The sequence below is a fragment of the Rhizobium sp. TH2 genome, assembly GCF_024707525.1.
Classification (GTDB): Bacteria; Pseudomonadota; Alphaproteobacteria; order Rhizobiales; family Rhizobiaceae; genus Rhizobium_E.
In genome coordinates, this window is record NZ_CP062231.1 from 5,248,481 (window position 1) to 5,265,692 (window position 17,212).

At 62.3% G+C, this 17,212-nt stretch carries 10 protein-coding genes; 2 read left to right on the plus strand and 8 right to left on the minus strand.

Annotated features, from left to right (window positions below; all coding sequences use genetic code 11):
* The first annotated feature begins 148 nt into the window (after positions 1 to 148).
* Both IHQ71_RS25735 and IHQ71_RS25740 read left to right on the plus strand, forming a co-directional pair.
* Complete coding sequence (locus IHQ71_RS25735) at positions 149 to 1,444, plus strand: polyhydroxyalkanoate depolymerase (RefSeq protein ID WP_258159247.1); 1,296 nt, start codon at positions 149 to 151, stop codon at positions 1,442 to 1,444.
* 207 nt (positions 1,445 to 1,651) lie between these two features.
* Positions 1,652 to 2,098 (plus strand): DUF2852 domain-containing protein, encoded by a 447-nt coding sequence (locus tag IHQ71_RS25740; protein ID WP_258159248.1) that lies wholly within the window; start codon positions 1,652 to 1,654, stop codon positions 2,096 to 2,098.
* A gap of 354 nt (positions 2,099 to 2,452) precedes the next feature.
* Here the strand turns inward: IHQ71_RS25740 and trxA are convergent, their stop codons facing one another.
* From trxA to IHQ71_RS25780, 8 genes are all read right to left on the minus strand, one after another.
* Complete coding sequence (gene trxA, locus IHQ71_RS25745) at positions 2,453 to 2,773, minus strand: thioredoxin (protein ID WP_258159249.1); 321 nt, start codon at positions 2,771 to 2,773, stop codon at positions 2,453 to 2,455.
* A gap of 76 nt (positions 2,774 to 2,849) precedes the next feature.
* A complete protein-coding gene (gene addA, locus IHQ71_RS25750; protein ID WP_258159250.1) occupies positions 2,850 to 6,392 on the minus strand; it encodes a double-strand break repair helicase AddA in 3,543 nt (1,180 codons plus the stop codon).
* Positions 6,385 to 9,573, minus strand: a complete 3,189-nt coding sequence (gene addB, locus IHQ71_RS25755; protein WP_258159251.1) for a double-strand break repair protein AddB — start codon at positions 9,571 to 9,573, stop codon at positions 6,385 to 6,387. The genes addA and addB overlap by 8 nt, the downstream gene beginning before the upstream one ends.
* Before the next feature lie 178 nt (positions 9,574 to 9,751).
* The gene (locus tag IHQ71_RS25760) at positions 9,752 to 10,495 is read right to left on the minus strand and encodes a nucleotidyltransferase family protein (RefSeq protein ID WP_258159252.1); all 744 of its coding nucleotides are present in this window, start codon (positions 10,493 to 10,495) and stop codon (positions 9,752 to 9,754) included.
* On the minus strand, positions 10,492 to 12,018 hold the full coding sequence (gene tsaE / locus IHQ71_RS25765; RefSeq protein ID WP_258159253.1) for a tRNA (adenosine(37)-N6)-threonylcarbamoyltransferase complex ATPase subunit type 1 TsaE: 1,527 nt from the start codon (positions 12,016 to 12,018) through the stop codon (positions 10,492 to 10,494). The genes IHQ71_RS25760 and tsaE overlap by 4 nt, the downstream gene beginning before the upstream one ends.
* Before the next feature lie 15 nt (positions 12,019 to 12,033).
* Positions 12,034 to 14,562: an ATP-binding protein gene (locus tag IHQ71_RS25770; protein ID WP_374989917.1), complete on the minus strand. Its 2,529-nt coding sequence runs from the start codon at positions 14,560 to 14,562 to the stop codon at positions 12,034 to 12,036.
* Between the two features lie 337 nt (positions 14,563 to 14,899).
* Positions 14,900 to 16,300: an adenosylhomocysteinase gene (gene ahcY / locus IHQ71_RS25775; protein WP_258159254.1), complete on the minus strand. Its 1,401-nt coding sequence runs from the start codon at positions 16,298 to 16,300 to the stop codon at positions 14,900 to 14,902.
* 135 nt (positions 16,301 to 16,435) lie between these two features.
* Positions 16,436 to 17,200: a YoaK family protein gene (locus IHQ71_RS25780; RefSeq protein ID WP_258159255.1), complete on the minus strand. Its 765-nt coding sequence runs from the start codon at positions 17,198 to 17,200 to the stop codon at positions 16,436 to 16,438.
* Between the last annotated feature and the right edge of the window lie 12 nt (positions 17,201 to 17,212).

Below are 17,212 nucleotides of genomic sequence, written 5' to 3' on the forward strand. Positions count from 1 at the left end.
ACATTTAGTCATACGAATTGATAGGTTGATCCGAATCGGAACAATCGGCTTTGTTGTTGATTAGGGGAAACCTGTTAGGTTCTTCGCGGTTGCAATAAGCACAAGACGGCAGACGGGAAGCCGCGGTGCGAAAAAGTAAGGCGTGTGAATGTTTTATCAGCTTTATGAACTAAACCATGCCGCGATGGCGCCATGGCGCGCTGCAGCAGAATCAATGCGAGTTGCCTATCGCAACCCCTTCAATCCCATGGCCTATACCAAGCTCGGCCGCGCATTCGCCGCGGGCTTCGAAGTCTTCGAGCGCGCCACGCGGCGCTACGGCAAGCCGGCTTTCGGCCTCGATACCACCGATATCGGCGGCAAGCAGGTGTCGGTCCACGAGAACGTGGTCTGGTCGAAACCCTTCTGCGATCTCCTCCATTTCGAGCGCTGTCTGCCTTCGGGCCATAAGAAGGATCCGAAGATCCTCATCGTGGCGCCGATGTCCGGCCACTACGCCACGCTGCTGCGCGGCACGGTGGAAACCCTGTTGCCCGACGCCGAGATCTACATCACCGACTGGAAGGACGCGCGCATGGTGCCGCTGTCCGAAGGCCGCTTCGATCTCGACGATTACATCGATTACGTCATCGAAATGATCCATCACCTCGGCGAAGACACCCATGTGATCGCCGTCTGCCAGCCCTCGGTTCCGGTCCTCGCCGCCGTTGCGCGCATGGAGGAAGAAGGCGATCCGCTTTCGCCGTCATCCATGACGCTGATGGGCGGCCCGATCGATACCCGCATCAATCCGACGGCCGTCAACCAGCTCGCCCAGGCCCGCCCTCTTTCCTGGTTCGAGGAGAACGTCATTATGCAGGTGCCGTGGCCACAGCCGGGCTTCATGCGTCCGGTCTATCCCGGCTTCCTGCAGCTCTCGGGCTTCATGTCGATGAATCTCGACCGCCACATGATCGCCCATAAGGAGTTCTTCGGCCATCTGGTGAAGAATGACGGCGAGCCGGCCGAGAAGCACCGCGACTTCTATGACGAATATCTCGCTGTCATGGACCTGACCGCCGAATTCTATCTGCAGACGGTCAAGACCGTGTTCATCGAACATTCGCTCCCCAAGGGCGAAATGACCCATCGTGGCAAGCTGGTCGATCCCTCGAAGATCAGGACGACCGCCCTGCTGACGGTGGAAGGCGAAAACGACGACATTTCAGGCCTTGGCCAGACCAGGGCGGCGCAGACGCTCTGCTCGAGCCTCACCGATGACATGCGTATGCACTACATGCAGCCGGACGTCGGCCATTACGGCGTGTTCAACGGCTCGCGCTTCCGCAAGGAAATCGCGCCGCGCATCCTGAAATTCATGAACGACCATGGCAAGGCGGCGGCGAAGCCCGCCATGCGGGTCATCGAGGGCGGCAGGCGCCGCATGGCCGCTTCCGGAAAGTAAGTAACGCCCTGATATTGTTAAGTATTGTAAAGCGGGCCGGAGCAGGAAATTGCTCCGGCCCGCTGCTTTTTGTGCTGAAATATTGCTTGATTATCAAGCACCTGTCCGATTCCGGTTCGCGATGTTCTTGAAGGCGGCAAAATCCTTCCCACATCGATTGTACCGGTTCACGCTTTTGTGAGCCGTCTACCGCAAGGAACTGGAAAGATGTACCGCACTGCACCACTCATACGGCCCGATTGGACGCCGGCCACCATCGCGCTGATGGTCCTGGGTTTCATCGTCTTCTGGCCGCTTGGCCTGGCAATGCTCGCCTATATCCTCTTCGGTGACCGGCTGCATGCCTTCAAACGAGAGGCGAATGAAAAGATGGATGGATTCTATCGCAACTGCAGGCAAGCCGGCGGCTGGCACGGCCGCAGCCGTCACCATCGCCCCGACACAGGCAATGTTGCCTTCGACGATTGGCGCAAGGCCGAACTCGAACGCATCGAGGAAGAACGCCGCAAGCTCGACGAAATGCGCGCAGAGTTCGACAATTACCTCCGCGAACTGCGCCGCGCCAAGGACCAGGAAGAGTTCGACCGCTTCATGCGCGATCGCAACAACCGTCCCCCGGCCAACACCGACAACCACGAAGGCTTCTCCGGCTGATTTTTCGCCGGGGAATGCCGAACACGAAGCCCGCGTCCCGCCGCCAGGGACGCGGGCTTTGCGATTGAGGACGCGTTTGCCGCCTTGCTCCCCTTCTCCCCTTGGGGAGAAGGTGGTCCGAAGGACCGGGGGTTGCGCGAAGCGCCCAATGCTATCGGGGGAACCCCTCATCGCCTCGCATTCGCTCGGCACTTCTCCCCAAGGGGAGAAGAGGACCTAAGCGGCCGCATCGCCGAGGCAGGCTAAGCGACATTGACCTTACGAAAAACAAAAACGCCGCGCATCTCACGATACACGGCGTTCCAAATTTCTATCGCTGCGATGACCCAATGTCACCGCATGGTTTCACGTGAATCACGCAGCGCCGGCGATCCAGGCGGACAGGGCGGTCTTGGGGGCGGCGCCGACCTTGATGTCGGCGACCTTGCCGCCTTTGAAGATGGCGAGCGTCGGGATCGAGCGCACGCCGAACTGGGCGGCCAATTCCGGATTGTCGTCGATGTTGAGCTTCACGACCTTCACCTTGCCGGTCATCTCATTGGAAATTTCCTCGAGCGCAGGCGCGATCATCTTACAGGGTCCGCACCATTCGGCCCAGAAGTCCACCACGACCGGTTCGGCCGAATTCAGGACCTCGTTCTGGAAATTGTTATTGTCGACCTTCACGGTGGCCATGCGTCTCTCCTTTCGCGGACGAAATTAACTTGATCCTGTATGTGAGCATGCGTCGCCCGTCTTTCAATGGGGTAAATCATTGAGGGGAAATAGCAAGCAGGGCTTTTTCAAGTTCAGCCGGTTCGAGAGCATAAAGATGCGGCCCTTCGGTATAGATCAGCAAGCATTCCACCGCTTTGCCGGCAAAAAGAGGCGATAAAACCTGCGCATAAAGCGCCAGCTGCGCCCTGTGGGCAAAGGGGATATCCTCGCGTGAGGCGGGTGGCACGCGGTTGGTCTTGTAGTCGAGGATGAACACCTTGTCGCCAGCCGTCCCCATGCGATCGATTCGCCCCGAGACGGCATAATCGCGCCCCTTGATATGAATCGTGCCCATGATCGAGACTTCCGCCCGAGACCCCGCGGCAAACAGGCTCGCAAAGCGCGGATCGGCGATCATACCGAGCACGTCATCGGCCAAAGCCTGCCGCGCCGTCTCGCTCCATTGCGGCAGAGCGCGATCGAGATAGCGCAGTGCCGCCGCTTGCCGCTCTGTCGGTTCGAAATCCGGCAGCGCCTGCAACAGGCGGTGCACGATCTTGCCCTTCACCTGTGCGCCCGTGCCGGATGGCTTTTCGACGAACAGCGCCGAGGGCACGATATTGTCGCCCTCCTCGTCGTCGATGATCGCATGCACGCCCGATGGCGCCAGGGGTCGCGGCAGGCTCGGCATCAGTGCCAGCGGCTTGAACAGCGAATCCGGCAAACCAATCTCTTCGCCGGCTTCCGTGCGCTCCACCCGATCCGGCGCTTGCGGCACCCGATCATGATGGCGCCACTTGTAGCCCGTCCATTCGAACGTCCCGGCCCCGAACGTGGTGGGCAGGCATTTGTCCTCATTGCGCGATAGCGCCGAGGTTGCCAGCTCCGCCCAGGTGCCCGGAACCAGCCGTTTCTTGCGATAGCCGCAGAGGATCAGCCGGTCCGATGCCCGCGTCATGCCGACATAAAGCAGCCGCCGATATTCCTCCTCCGCCAGCTCGCCGAGCCTGATATCGTCGGCGGTCGAAATTCGGTTCTGGTAGTCCTTGCCCGGCACCCAAAAGGGAATCGGCGCATGGTCTTCGCCGCGCGACATCAATCGCAGCTTCGGCAGCATCGATTTGTCGAAGGCCTTCGAACCGCCATCGACCAGAAACACCACCGGGGCCTCCAGGCCTTTCGAGGCATGTACGGTCATGATCCGTACCTCGTCGCGGCCCTTGTCCTGCTCGCGCTTGATCTCGGGCGAATCCTGTTCGAGCGTGGTGACGAAGCTTGTCAGTCCCGGCATCCCGGCCTCTTCATGAGACAGTGCGAAGTTGAGGAATTCGTCCAGCACGTCGCTGACTTCATGGCCGAAGCGCGCCAGGAATTTCTTCCGCCCGCCCTCGCGGCCCAGCAGCGTGGCATAGAAATCATGCACCCGCATCGAGCAGGCCATTTTCACCCAGCGGACCAGCTTGTCGCGCATATCCGCCCAACGGGCATCGGAGCCGGCCAATTCCCTTAGCCGGCTCCATACCGTCTGTTCGTCGCCGCGCAGCCCGCACAACATGTCGAGATCATCCTCGGCCATATCGAAGAACGGGCTCTTGACCAGCGCGGCAAGCGACAGGTCGTCCTCATGCAGCAGCGCGAAGCGGGCCAGTGCCATCAGGTCCTGAATGGCGATGTGGCTGGAAAGCACCAGCCTGTCAGTGCCGGCAACGGGCACGGACCCACTGCGTTTCAGCTCCCGCGCCAGCGCTCCGGCAAAGGCATCGCGCTTGCGCACCAGAACGAGGACATCGCCTGCTGTAATCCGGCGCGGCCCATCCTTGGCGTCGAGCGTCTCCTTGGCCACCATGTCCTGGATCACTGCGGCCATGCGCTGAGCCAGCTGCACAATCGAGGACTTCTCCGCCGGCCGGTCGAACGGCGCCAGCCAGTCCTCGTCCTCGTCTTCGCTACCCTCCTCGGCAATGATGTCCCAAATATCCACCGTGCCCGCATGGTTCATTCGGTTGGAGACATGGATGACCGGCTCCCGATCGGCGCTCAGCCCGCGCGCATTTCCCTCGTCGGAAAACACCTGATCCACCGCCGTGAGCACATCTTCCGTCGAGCGGAACGACACCTGAAGCTGCAACGGCTCGAACCGTTTCGATCCCGAATCGGCCCGTTCCATCGCGCGCCGGCGCTCCATCGCAAAGCGCTCCGGCCGTGCGCCCTGGAACGAATAGATCGATTGCTTCTCATCGCCGACGGTGAAGATCGTGCGGTTGATCATCCGCGCGCTGGCGCCCGAGAAGAACTCGTCGGTCAGCGATATGATGATTTCCCACTGCGAGGGGCTGGTGTCCTGCGCCTCGTCGAGCAGCAGGTGGTCGATGCCCTGGTCGAGCTTGTAATGCACCCACGGCCCGATTTCGCTCTTCTTCAGAAGAGCCTCGGTGCGGGTGATGAAGTCGTCGAAATCAAGGAAACCGCGCTCCTTCTTCAGCGCCTCGTAGCCCGAGATCAGTCGCTCGGCCAGCACCAGCGCCGCGCGCGTCGCCTCGAACATGCGGAGAATCTTGAATTCCTGCCAGATATCCGAAACGAAAGCCGCCACTGCCACCATATCGGCGCAGAGTACGGGATCGGCCTTGCGCATCGCGGTCGTGTAGAAGCCCGAATCGGCATAGGGCAGCTCGTCGGATTTCTTGAGGAACGTTGCGCGAAGCAACTGCAACCGCTTTACTGGGTCGTCCTCGCGCCGGGCCGCGCCCATCGCATAGGCCCGCTCCTGCGCATTCTTGCCGCCGGTGCCATTGGCCAGCGCAATGTAGTCCTGCATCCGCGACTCGCTCAGCCCCGGCAACGGCCAGGCCCGCGCCGCGATCGATGCGACGCTTGTCCCAAGACCGATGCCGAGCCCGTTGCGCAGCGCCACCTCGACGCCTTCATGGCGCGCCGAATCGAAGAAGCGTTGCAGCGCGCCACGCCGGCTAACAATTTCCTGCAGCAGCCGGTCTAGACCGAACTCGTCGGCAAGCGTCAGCACATCATGGAAAGCAGCTGCCAGCGCGCTGTCACGATCCGCCTGCGTCGCCGTCAGCAGCCCGCGCCGCGCCTCCGAAAGCAGGCTCGCCGCCGCCTTGTCATCGAGCACGTTGAAGTGGCCTGCCACATTGGCTTCGAGCGGAAACTGGTGCAGCAGCGCCTCGCAGAAGGCGTGGATGGTCTGGATCTTCAAGCCGCCCGGCGTCTCCAGCGCTCGCGCGAACAACCGCCGCGCATCGGCCAGCTTGACCGCATGGGGCGCGCTGCCTTCCATACCCTCGATCTCGGTCGATAGCGCCGCATCGTCGAGCGACGTCCAGCGCGACAGCCGCTCGAACACGCGGTTGGACATTTCACTGGCCGCAGCCTTGGTATAGGTCAGGCAGAGGATTGAGGACGGCCGCGCGCCGTCGAGCATCAGCCGGATCACCCGCTGGGTCAGAACATGCGTCTTGCCCGAACCGGCATTGGCCGACACCCAGGCCGAATGCGCGGGGTCCGAGGCCAAGTTCTGCTTGCGCCGGGTTTCGTCGAGTGCATCGGTGTCGCGAGGCTGGGAAATGGCATCATTCATCGCCATTCTCCTCTTCCAGCTCGGCCGCCGACCACTCCGCCACGCGCGCCAGGTGATCATATTCGCCGCCATAATCCGCGTCCTTGAATGGCGCTACGCGGCTCTTGAATCCGGCTTTCTTTTCTCTCAATGCCTCGGTCAGTTTCGTAAGCTGGCTGATCGATTCGCCCGCCAGTTCGCTTGCCGATTTCCGGCTTTCGGGCTTGCCATAGGTGGAATTTTCGTTGTTGACCGTCTCGACCGCGAATTTCGAGCCCGGTCGCAGCCGCATATAGATCAGGTCCTGCGTCTCATGCGCGCCAACCCCGAAGAAGCTATCACCCTTCAGCACGGCCGCTTCCAGCGCCAGTTGCGGATCGAGCAGCGTGCGAGCCACCTTGGCAGATGGCGATGAGCCGGTCTTGTAGTCAACGATATCGGCAAGGCCGTCGCGGCGGATATCGATGCGATCGGCGCGTCCGGTCACCGCCAGATGTTCGGTGACCTGCAGCTTGGCGGAGCGCTCGACATAGGTCTTGCGGATGGTCGGCCGGCGCTCGCTTTCCTCATCGAGAAAGGCACGCGCCATATCGATCGCCCGGGGCCGCCAGACGGCATCGATGTGTGCCGGCAGCGCCGCCCGGTTAAAAACCTGATGCGTGATGTCCCTGATCCTCTCGAAGGCGACCGGGACGCGCGGATCGACCCCGCTCTCGACGAAAAGCTGGACGATCTCGTGATAGATGTTGCCCCGGTCGGCTGCACCCGGATCCTCGTTGAAGCCATCGAGCGGATCGAGTCTGAGCACCCGCCGCGCATAGATCGCATAGGGATCGCGCCGCAGCCGTCCGGCTTCGCTGAAGGAGTAGGACACCGGCTGCCGCCCCGCATCTGGTGTAGGCGCCGGCCGCGCCGCGAATGATTGCTCTTCAGCCTCGCTGCTCTGGTCGATCCGGCCGGCATAGCGTCGGTATCGCTCGCCACGGGCGATCATCGCTTCGCCAATCCTCTCACCCGTCACCGACAACAGCCGTTGCACGAAGCGCGACGCCACGGATGGCGCGCCGCCCTGCCTCAGCGCCCGGGTCAGGATCAGCTTCCGCGTTCCCATGCCCATCACGAAATCATGCGCCGACTGGCCGATGCGCCGCTCGGGCGGTTCGAGCCCGATCTCGGTCTTCATCGCTCGCGACAGGAAGGGATTGTTGGCGGTGGCGCCCGGCCAGGTGCCCTCGTTCAACCCGCCGAGAACCAGCGTATCGACACTCTGCAGTCGCGCCTCAAGCGTGCCCCAGATGAACACGCGCGGATGGCCGATCGCCTGCGGCTTGATCCCGACTCCGGCTAACAAAGCGTTTGTCACATCCGCCCATTGCGGCCCCGCCGCATCCATCGTCTCGGCCGTTTCGATCAGATCTTTCAGCAGTCCAGCCAGCGCATCCCCTGCTTCACCCGACCACAGTGTGCCGAGGCTGCCGCGCTCATCCCGGCACAGCGCTTCCAGAACCGTTCCGGTCGCCTCCGCCCAGGCGCCGAGCGGATGCTGCGCCCGCAATCCGTTGCCGTTGTCCGCCACCAGCATGCGCGCCAGCGGCTCGACGGCCACTTCGATATCGCGTGCAAGTTCGACGACCTGGCTCTGGCATTCGGCTGATCTGAGCCGCATCTGCCAACGCCTGGAGAACCTGTTCTTGCCGAGTTCCTCGATCGCCTGCAGCACCACGGGTGTGAGCGCCGCCGCATCGACCAGCGCCGTCCCGCCACGCAAGGCCAGCATTTCCAGCGCATGCGAGGCTATGTCGAGCGCCTCTCGCTCGCGGCCGAGCCGCACCAGCGGATGCTTGATCAGGCTCGCCAGCGCCACCGGATCGCCGGGGCGGAGCACGCTTTCGAGCACCAACCTGATCAGGCTACCGTGATGGGAGGCAGCCAGCGGCGTACCGGCGGAATCGTCGGCCTCGATGCCGAAGCGTTGAAGTTCGGCCGAGACACGCCGCGCCAGCGTCCGATCTGGCGTCACCAGGGCCGCCTGCACCGCCGGACTCTCGCCGTCGAGCGCCAGCTTCAGAGCAATGGCGATCGCCAGCGCCTCTTCCCGCTCGTTGTTGGCCTCGATGAGCGAAATATCGGCGAAGGCCTCGGCCAGCAAACCCTCATCCCGGTCGCGGAATGTCTGATGGTTGACTTCGGCCTCGGCCGGCATGAAGGCCACGGACGCGGCCTCGATCCGCTTCGCCATGTCAGGCGCATCCGTATCGAGTGGCGTCACCTCCTCGCGTTCGACGCCGAGTTTCCTGAGCAGATGGAACAGTCCATATTGCGGATGGCTGCGGCTTGCCGGATCGCTGTTCCTGGATCCATCGGCACGGATCGCGCCGGCCAGCGGCCAGTCCGCGCGCGGCATGATTTGGTCGAGGCCTGGCAGCACCACCGCCCCGTTGTCGAGCCGGTGGATGGCGGCAATCAAGTCCGCCGTTGCCGGTATCGAACCGGTCGAACCGGCGACAATCACCGGCCCATGGCTGCCGTCGCGAGCGACGCGCGCAGCCTCGGCACGGATGGCGAGATTACGATGCAAAGCCGGCGAAGAACGGTTGATTTCCGTGAGCCGCGCCGGCCAGAATGCGCTGGCGACCTTGATGAATTCCCCGGTCAGCTCCCACCAGATGGCGCGATCGGCCACGTCGAATGCCTTCAACCCCTCCCAGCCCGTCTCCTCGGTTTCGACCGCGTCGATCAACTCGATCAGGCTGCGCGCCAGCCAGATCGCGTCAGCCGGGCTGGCAGGCGCCACCAGTGGAGAATCGTCATGGATCGCCCTCAGTTTCTCCGGCAGGCGATTGCGCCAGATCAGGATCAACCGCGCAAGCTCGATCAGCCGCGCGAGATTGCCGACAGGTGGCAGCAGTTCGAGCAGGCTGTCTGGTCCCTCATCGAAATATCCAGCGTCGTCATCCGTCTCGCCAAGCGGCCGGATGACAGGCAGGATCGCCGAGCGCCCGCCGAGCAGATCGACGAATTCCGAGCGCAGCACGCGCGCGGCGCGGCGCGTGGGCAGATAGATGGTGGCGGATGCGAGGCTCAGCGGATCGGTGGCATCGAAGCGGAAGCCCGGAACCAGCCGTCCATCGCACAGCGATATCGCCAGCACCTTCAGGAAGGACGCGCCGGGCGGGATCGTGAAGACATTGCTTTTGGCCATCCATTTGTCCTTCCGATCCCGGGTGTGATCGTGGGAACCCCTCACCCCGCCTCCACTTCGTTCGGCGGACCTCTCCCCAAGGGGAGAGGAGTTTTGCGCCGCTGCGGCTTGCTCCCTCTTCTCCCCTTGGGGAGAAGGTGGCCCGAAGGGCCGGATGAGGGGTTTTCACGCGACGCTGCTAACTATACCGCCGCACCGCCTCCTCCGCCGCACCGATGGCCTCAGGCGTACCCGCCGTGACCCAGTGCCCTTGAAGTATTAGGCCATACAAGCGATTCGCCGCAATCGCGCGGTCGAAATAGATGTTGAGATTGAAGGCGCCATCCGGCGCATCGGCGAGCAGCGATGACCGCATGGCGATCGCCCCGGCATAGACCACGCCCTCGCCTGCGGGCATCACGCCATCCACCGGCCGGTAGCGCACGAGGCGCCCGTCGTCGTCCATGGCAAAATCCACCTTGCCGTCATGCCCGGTCGTATCCTCCAGCCGCACGCAGAGCATGGCCATGTCCATCCGGTCGGCATCGAAGAATCCGGCTAACATTTCGAGATTGGTCGGTTGCCCCGGCGTCTCGCCGATCCAGAACAGATCGGAATTCATCACGAAGACCTCGACATCAGGCAGCAATTTCAGCCCCTTGGCCAGCCCTCCGCCGGAATTCAGCAACACGTCTCGCTCATCGGAGATCAGGATCTCCATCCCCTTGTATTCGGCCAGATGCGCTTCCATCTGCTCGGCGAGATAATGGACATTGACCACCGCCGTTTCGCACCCGGCATCCTTCAGCGTATCCAGCGCATAATCGATCAGCGGCTTTCCCGCGATCTTCACCAGCGGCTTGGGAATCGTATCGGTGATCGGCCGCATCCGCATGCCGAGCCCGGCCGCGAGCACCATCGCGTGGCGAATCCTCTTGCTCATGCGACGGCGGCTTCCGGCGAATCCATGGTGATCACGCCCGCCCGCTGGCACCAGTCCTTGAGCGGCGCGTTGACCTCATGCTCGAAGGCCATCGAGAGATGCCACAGCGTGCGCGGCATGTGGCGCATGTAGCTTTCCATACCGTCGCGCTGCCAGAGTCGTACCCACAGCCCATTCAGCCGGCAGGCGCGCTCGGCCGACATGATGGCGAACGACTTGAGGAACGCTTTGCGATCGAACGCCCCCTGCGCCTCGCGCGCACTCATATAGATCTCCATCAGCCGTTCCATCAGCGGCCGTTCGACGGTCACCCGCGCATCCTGTGTCAGCGACACGACGTCATAGGAGGACGGCCCGACGATCGCATCCTGGAAATCGATGATGCCGACCCGATCGAACCCACGGCGACCCGCCATCCACATGATGTTCGGCGAATGGTAGTCGCGCAGCACGAGATTGGTCTCGAGCCCCTTGAGTTCATCGATCAGGTGATCCCAGATCTCGAAATACTCGCGTGCTTCGGCGGCGCTCGCCTTCTGGCCGCCGCGCCGCCAGGGAATGTGCCAGTCGAGCAGTACCTCGGCCTCGAATTTCAGCGTCTCGCGGTCGAAATGCGGCAGGTCGTGATATTCGCCATTGCCGACAGGCAGCCGCGCCGGCGGCTGCTGCTTGTGGAAATCGGCAAGCCCGCGTACCGCCTCCTCATAGCGCTCGGCGATCGGCGTGCCCGATGCGTCGAGCACGCCATCCGAGCCGAGATCCTCGATCATCAGGATGCCGTGCTCGATATCGGTCTCATAGATCTCGGGCGCTGAAAGCTTGATGCTTTTCAGGTATTTGCCGATCGCGATGAACGGCCGGACATTCTCGGCCAGATGCACCAGCTGCGAATAGGGCTTGCCGTCGCGGATCGGCGGACCATTGGGCCGCGCCGCCGAATCCATCAGGATGAACGGCTTGCCATCGACGGTTTTCACCCGCTCATAGGCGCGGAAGGACGAATCGCCGATCAGGAATGTCCGCCGTGCGCCCCTGTAGCCATTGTCGTCCATGAAGGCACGTATGGCATTGACCCTTACCAGCCGGTCCGCGAACCGGCCCTCGCCGACATCAAGGTTCAGCCGCCGCCCGGCGCCCTCATGCGAAATCTCGATGCGGATCGCGTCCTTGGGCAGCGCCGCTCCGACCTTGTCGGGCCATTCGATCAGCACCACGCCGCGCTCAAGCGCCTCATCCAGACCGAGTTCGGCCAGTTCGCTCTCGTCGGCAAGCCTGTAGAGATCGAAATGCGCGATCTGGTATTTGAGGTCGTAGCTCTGCACCAGCGTGAAGGTGGGGCTCGGCACTTCGAGTTCGTCATTGCCCGCAATGGCGCGGATCAGCGCGCGCGCCAGCGATGATTTGCCGGCGCCGAGATCGCCCGAAAGTGCCAGGCAGTCCCCCGGCTTCACGGTCAAGGCAAGGTCTTCGCCCAGCGCGCGGGTGGCTTGGTCATCGGCGAGAAAGTAGGAGAAAGTGGGCATAGAGTTCCGTTAAAGTTATTCGGCGGCGCTCAGGCGCTCGTTTTTTTCACCGGCGGGAATGCGGCAGGTGACGCGGGTTCCGGTTCCCGGCGCCGAATCGACCGAAATCGAGCCATGATGCAGGTTCACGAAGCTCTCGACAATCGCAAGGCCAAGTCCTGCACCGGATTTGCGCCCGCCGCGCCCGTCGCTTTCGAAGCGGTTGAAGATTTTTGCCAGCATTTCAGGCGTCATGCCCGGGCCGGCATCGGATACGGTGAAGACGAAGTCATTGGCCTCGCGCCAGCATTTCAGCCCGATCGAAGTACCGTCGGGCGCGAAATTGGCGGCGTTGGCCAGCAGCTTGATGAATATCTGCTTCAGCCGCTGGTGATCGGCCATCACGGTGCCGAGATCATGGTCGGCGGTGATCTTCAGCGTCACGTCGTTTTCCTGCAGCCGGTGGGCGATCTGCAGCGACACTTCGTCGAGCAGGTCGTTGATATCGACTGGTTCGAGCGTGAGTTCCATGATCCCCGCATCGACGGTGGCGAGATCGAGGATGTCGTTGACCAGCGTCAGCAGCACGGAGGAGGAATTCGAGATATGGTCGAGATATTCCGCCTGCCGTCCGGTCAGCGGGTCCATGCCCGGTGTGCGCAGCAGGTCGGTGAAGCCGATGATATTGGTCAGCGGCGAGCGCAGTTCGTAGGACACATGCTGCACGAAGGCATTCTTGAGTTCGTCGGCCTTGCGCAGGGCTTCGTTCTTGTCCTTCAGCGCCCGTTCGGCCAGTTCGCTGTCGGTCACGTTGACGAAGGTCAGCATGGTCTGGGCGTTCGGCAGCGGTATCACTGCATAATCGAGCACCAGCCCGGTCTTGAGTTCCAGCTTGCCGGAGATCTGCTCGCGCATGTCCTCGAAACTGGTGATGATGCGCGAATAAGTCTTCCAGCCGTCGGCCCCTTCATAGCTCGGCAGGCAGGCCGCCTCGATCGCCTTGATATGGGTGCCCGGCTCGGCCTCGGCTGCTGAAATACCCCAGAGTGCCCGGAAAGCCGGGTTCGACAGCGTGATCCGCCCATCCGGCTCAAACACCGCAACGCCTTCGGCGAGATGATCGATCGTCTCGCCCTGCACCTTGAGCAACGTATTGTAGCGGGTTTCGAGATCGACCTTCTCGGTCAGGTTCTCGAACACCCAGGTCGCACCGCCTTGCGGACGGGCAGTGGCGAAAACGCGCAGCGTCTGGCCATTCGACAAGTGCCAGACATCGGTATGGGTATCGAGCGAGCGATAGACGGAAAGAATGCTTTCCTTCCAGGTCTTCCAGTTCAGCTGTTCGGGCAGCCGCGATACGGCCCTCAGCCGGTCGAGCAACTCGCCATGCGCGGGCTGCGATTCCAGGAAGGCGATGTCGAGATCCCAGAGCTGGCGGAAGGCCTGGTTGTAATATTGCAGCTTCTGCCGGTCGTCGAAAATCGCCACCGGGGTCGCCAGCATGTCGAGCGTCTCGGCGTGGCTCTTGATCGTCCGGTTCAACTCGTCACGGATCGCTTCCTGGCGCGATACGTCCAGCGCGATACCGGCCGAACCGGAGGACGTCTTCACGTCCACGACCTCGTAATAGGTGCGGTTGCCGTTCACCACGGTCGCCACCTTGTCGCGGAACGGGTTATCCAGCGTCGCCACGGCCTTGATTTTTTCACGGCTCACGGTTTCCAAGAGTTCGCGGCCTTCCTGCAGCACGATATCCGGCGTCGGCGCCTTGACGGCCTCGCCATAGGCGTCGTTCACCCAGGCGAGCTTGCCATCCGGGCTGCGCTGCCAGCTCGGCATGTCGACGGCGTCCATCAGCGTCTGGAAGGTGCGGATCGAACCCTGCAGCCGGTCGCGCTCGATCTGCAACTCCGCCAGTTGGGCGCGGAGATTGTTGAGCGAGACGAAGCGCACGAAGGCTCGGCCGCCGGATACTCGGCCCTGCGCTTCCAGCACCTCGTCGCGGCTGGTTTCCACCACGATGTCGAAGCTCGCCGCATCGGCGCGCAGCCTGTCGATCGCCCGTTCCAACTCGCTTGCGGAGCGGGGCCGCAGCCAGCGGCCGAAGGCCAGGAAGTCGCGATCGTTGACCGGCGCACCGGTCTCGGGCGGCAATTGGCCGAGAAATTCCGGATTCCCGTCCATGCCGTCCCAGATCACGATCCGGCGGTTCTTGTCGGCGATCAGCGCCTCGAAGCGGGAAATGCGGCTCTGCGCGTCGGACAGCGCGGTGCGGATCTGGCGGTTTTCGTTCTCCATGTCAGTGCGCTTGCGCATCAGGATGAAGGCGCCGATCAGCGAGACGGAGATCAGGCCGGCGGCCGCGGCAAAGCCGATCGTGTTGGAAGAGGAGAGCATGCGCTCGGCCGTCGGCACGGCAGCAAAGGCGGCGCCGGGAATGAGCGCGGTGGCTGAAAACAGCGCGTTGCCCAGCAGGTTGGAGCTTACGCCCTCACGCTTCGCGCTCCGGGGCGGATTTGTCCCACCCCGCGATTGCGTTGCAATGTCCTCGAATCCCGATTTCATCAGGCAGTCCCCGCTATTCCGCCAAATAGTCTTCTAATGCAGCCGGTCAGGCAGCGTTACGACCCGAGGGTCCGACCGTCGTGCCGAAACGAGACTGTCCCGGCAGAAGGCTCCAGATCATGCGGAGCCAAGTTGATCGCGAACGCCTGACAATCGGGCTCGCTGACCGTTGCCTGCCTCGTCCGCCGCCGCGGGGTCGAGCTGGGTTCACAGTCGAATCAACTTAGAAAACAATACTATCGTGGGCCTGACCAGCAAAGCGATTTGCCCAAAAAAGAAGCCACGGCCGCAATTTACGGCCGTGGCTACAAGATTTGGTATAATGGTTAATAAAGTCTTAATACCGGTAGTGTTCGGCCTTGAACGGACCGGATTTTTCGACCGAGATATAATCGGCCTGCTGGTCCGAAAGCTCGGTCAGGCGCACGCCGAGCTTTTCGAGATGCAGCCGCGCCACCTTCTCGTCGAGGTGCTTGGGCAGAACATAGACTTCGTTCTTGTACTTGCCGTCATTGTTGTAGAGCTCGATCTGGCCCAGCACCTGGTTGGTGAAGGAGGCGCTCATCACGAAGGACGGATGGCCGGTCGCGTTGCCGAGATTGAGCAGACGTCCCTCGGAGAGCAGGATCATGCGGTTGCCCTTGGGGAACTCAATCATGTCGACCTGCGGCTTGATATTGTTCCACTTGAGGTTCCGGAGCGCCGTGACCTGGATCTCGTTGTCGAAGTGACCGATATTGCCGACGATCGCCATGTCCTTCATCTCGCGCATATGGTCGAGACGGATGACGTCCTTGTTGCCTGTCGCGGTGATGAAGATGTCGGCGGTCTTGACGACGTCTTCAAGCTGCACGACCTCGAAGCCGTCCATGGCGGCCTGGAGGGCGCAGATCGGGTCGATTTCGGTGACTTTTACGCGCGCGCCGGCGCCAGCCAATGAAGCGGCCGAGCCCTTGCCCACATCGCCATAGCCGCAGACGACGGCGACCTTGCCGGCCATCATCACGTCGGTGCCGCGGCGGATGCCGTCGACCAGCGATTCCTTGCAGCCATACTTGTTGTCGAACTTCGACTTGGTGACCGAGTCATTGACGTTGATCGCCGGGAAGGGCAGCAGGCCCTTTTCCTGCAGCTGGTAGAGGCGGTGCACGCCGGTCGTGGTCTCTTCGGTCACGCCCTTGATCGCATCGCGCTGCTTGGTGAACCAGCCCGGCGAAGCGGCCATACGCTTCTTGATTTGGGCGACCAGGACTTCTTCTTCTTCAGACTCAGGCTTGGACAGCACGTCCTCGCCGGCTTCCGCACGGGCGCCGAGCAGGATGTACATGGTGGCGTCGCCGCCATCGTCGAGGATCATGTTGGAGAGACCGCCATCGGTCCACTGGAAGATCTTGTCGGTATAGGTCCAGTATTCCTCGAGCGTCTCACCCTTGACGGCATAGACCGGAATGCCGGCTGCGGCGATCGCGGCGGCGGCATGGTCCTGGGTCGAGAAGATGTTGCACGAGGCCCAGCGCACTTCGGCGCCGAGAGCGACGAGCGTCTCGATCAGTACGCCGGTCTGGATCGTCATATGCAGCGAACCGGTGATGCGCGCGCCCTTGAGTGGCTTCTTCTCGCCATATTCGCTACGCGCGGCCATCAGGCCCGGCATTTCGGTTTCGGCGATTGTCAGTTCCTTGCGGCCGTAGTCGGCCAGGCCGATATCGGCGACAAGATAATCCTTGGCAGCGGTCATTGATGGTCTCCAGATTGATGGTGCCGGTCTCTCGCCGGCCGTCGAACAGGCGCGCGGATACGCACGCCGGATTTCAGCATGGCGAGCCATTTACCAGCCCACAGCGCAAAAAGCAATAAGGATATAAAGAAGTCTTTATATGATGGCGTGGTGACTACGGATAATCACCGGCAGTACCATGGCGAGCAACAGCGCCGCAATCGGCACCGAAAACGCATAGCCGAAGAACCCGTAGCCGATGGCGCCGATCACGCCGCCGGCAAAGAACATGCCCACCATTTGCGACAGGATCACGAGCTTGGTGAGATTCGGCCGTACCCGGAGCTTGCGGGGATCGCCGCCCTGATTCCAATAGGCGCATTTCCCGAGTTCGATGCCGATATCGGTCACCATGCCGGTCACATGCGTCGTCCTCACGCGTGCACCCGATATCTTGGTGATCGTTGCATTTTGCAGGCCCATGACGAAGCAGAGCAGGGGCGCCGCAACCGCAATGAAAGCCGCCGGTTGCAGCAGCCCGGCCGCTGCAAAGCAGATGAGCAGTACCGCTTCCAGGAAGAGCGGGTAGACATATTGCCTGCTCCGCACGTTTCGCCGCCCCCAGTTGATGAGGATCGCGGACGCCCCGGCGCCGGCCGTGAAGCAGGCGAGCGCGAGAAGCCCGATCGCGGCAAACCCGAATCCGCCAAGAGCCGCGTCGTCCGCCATGGCCGAGAGAATGCCGGTCATGTGTGATGTGTATTTGCCGATCGCGATAAAGCCGCCGGCATTCACCGCGCCGGCAACGAAGGCGAGCAGCGTCCCGAGTGCCGCATCCGTGGCGCCGCTTCGCCTATGCGCCGCAAGATGAGCGAAGAGGCGCAGGAGATTGCCGGATCTGGTGTTTTGGTGGTTTGCCATGATGGCCACGCG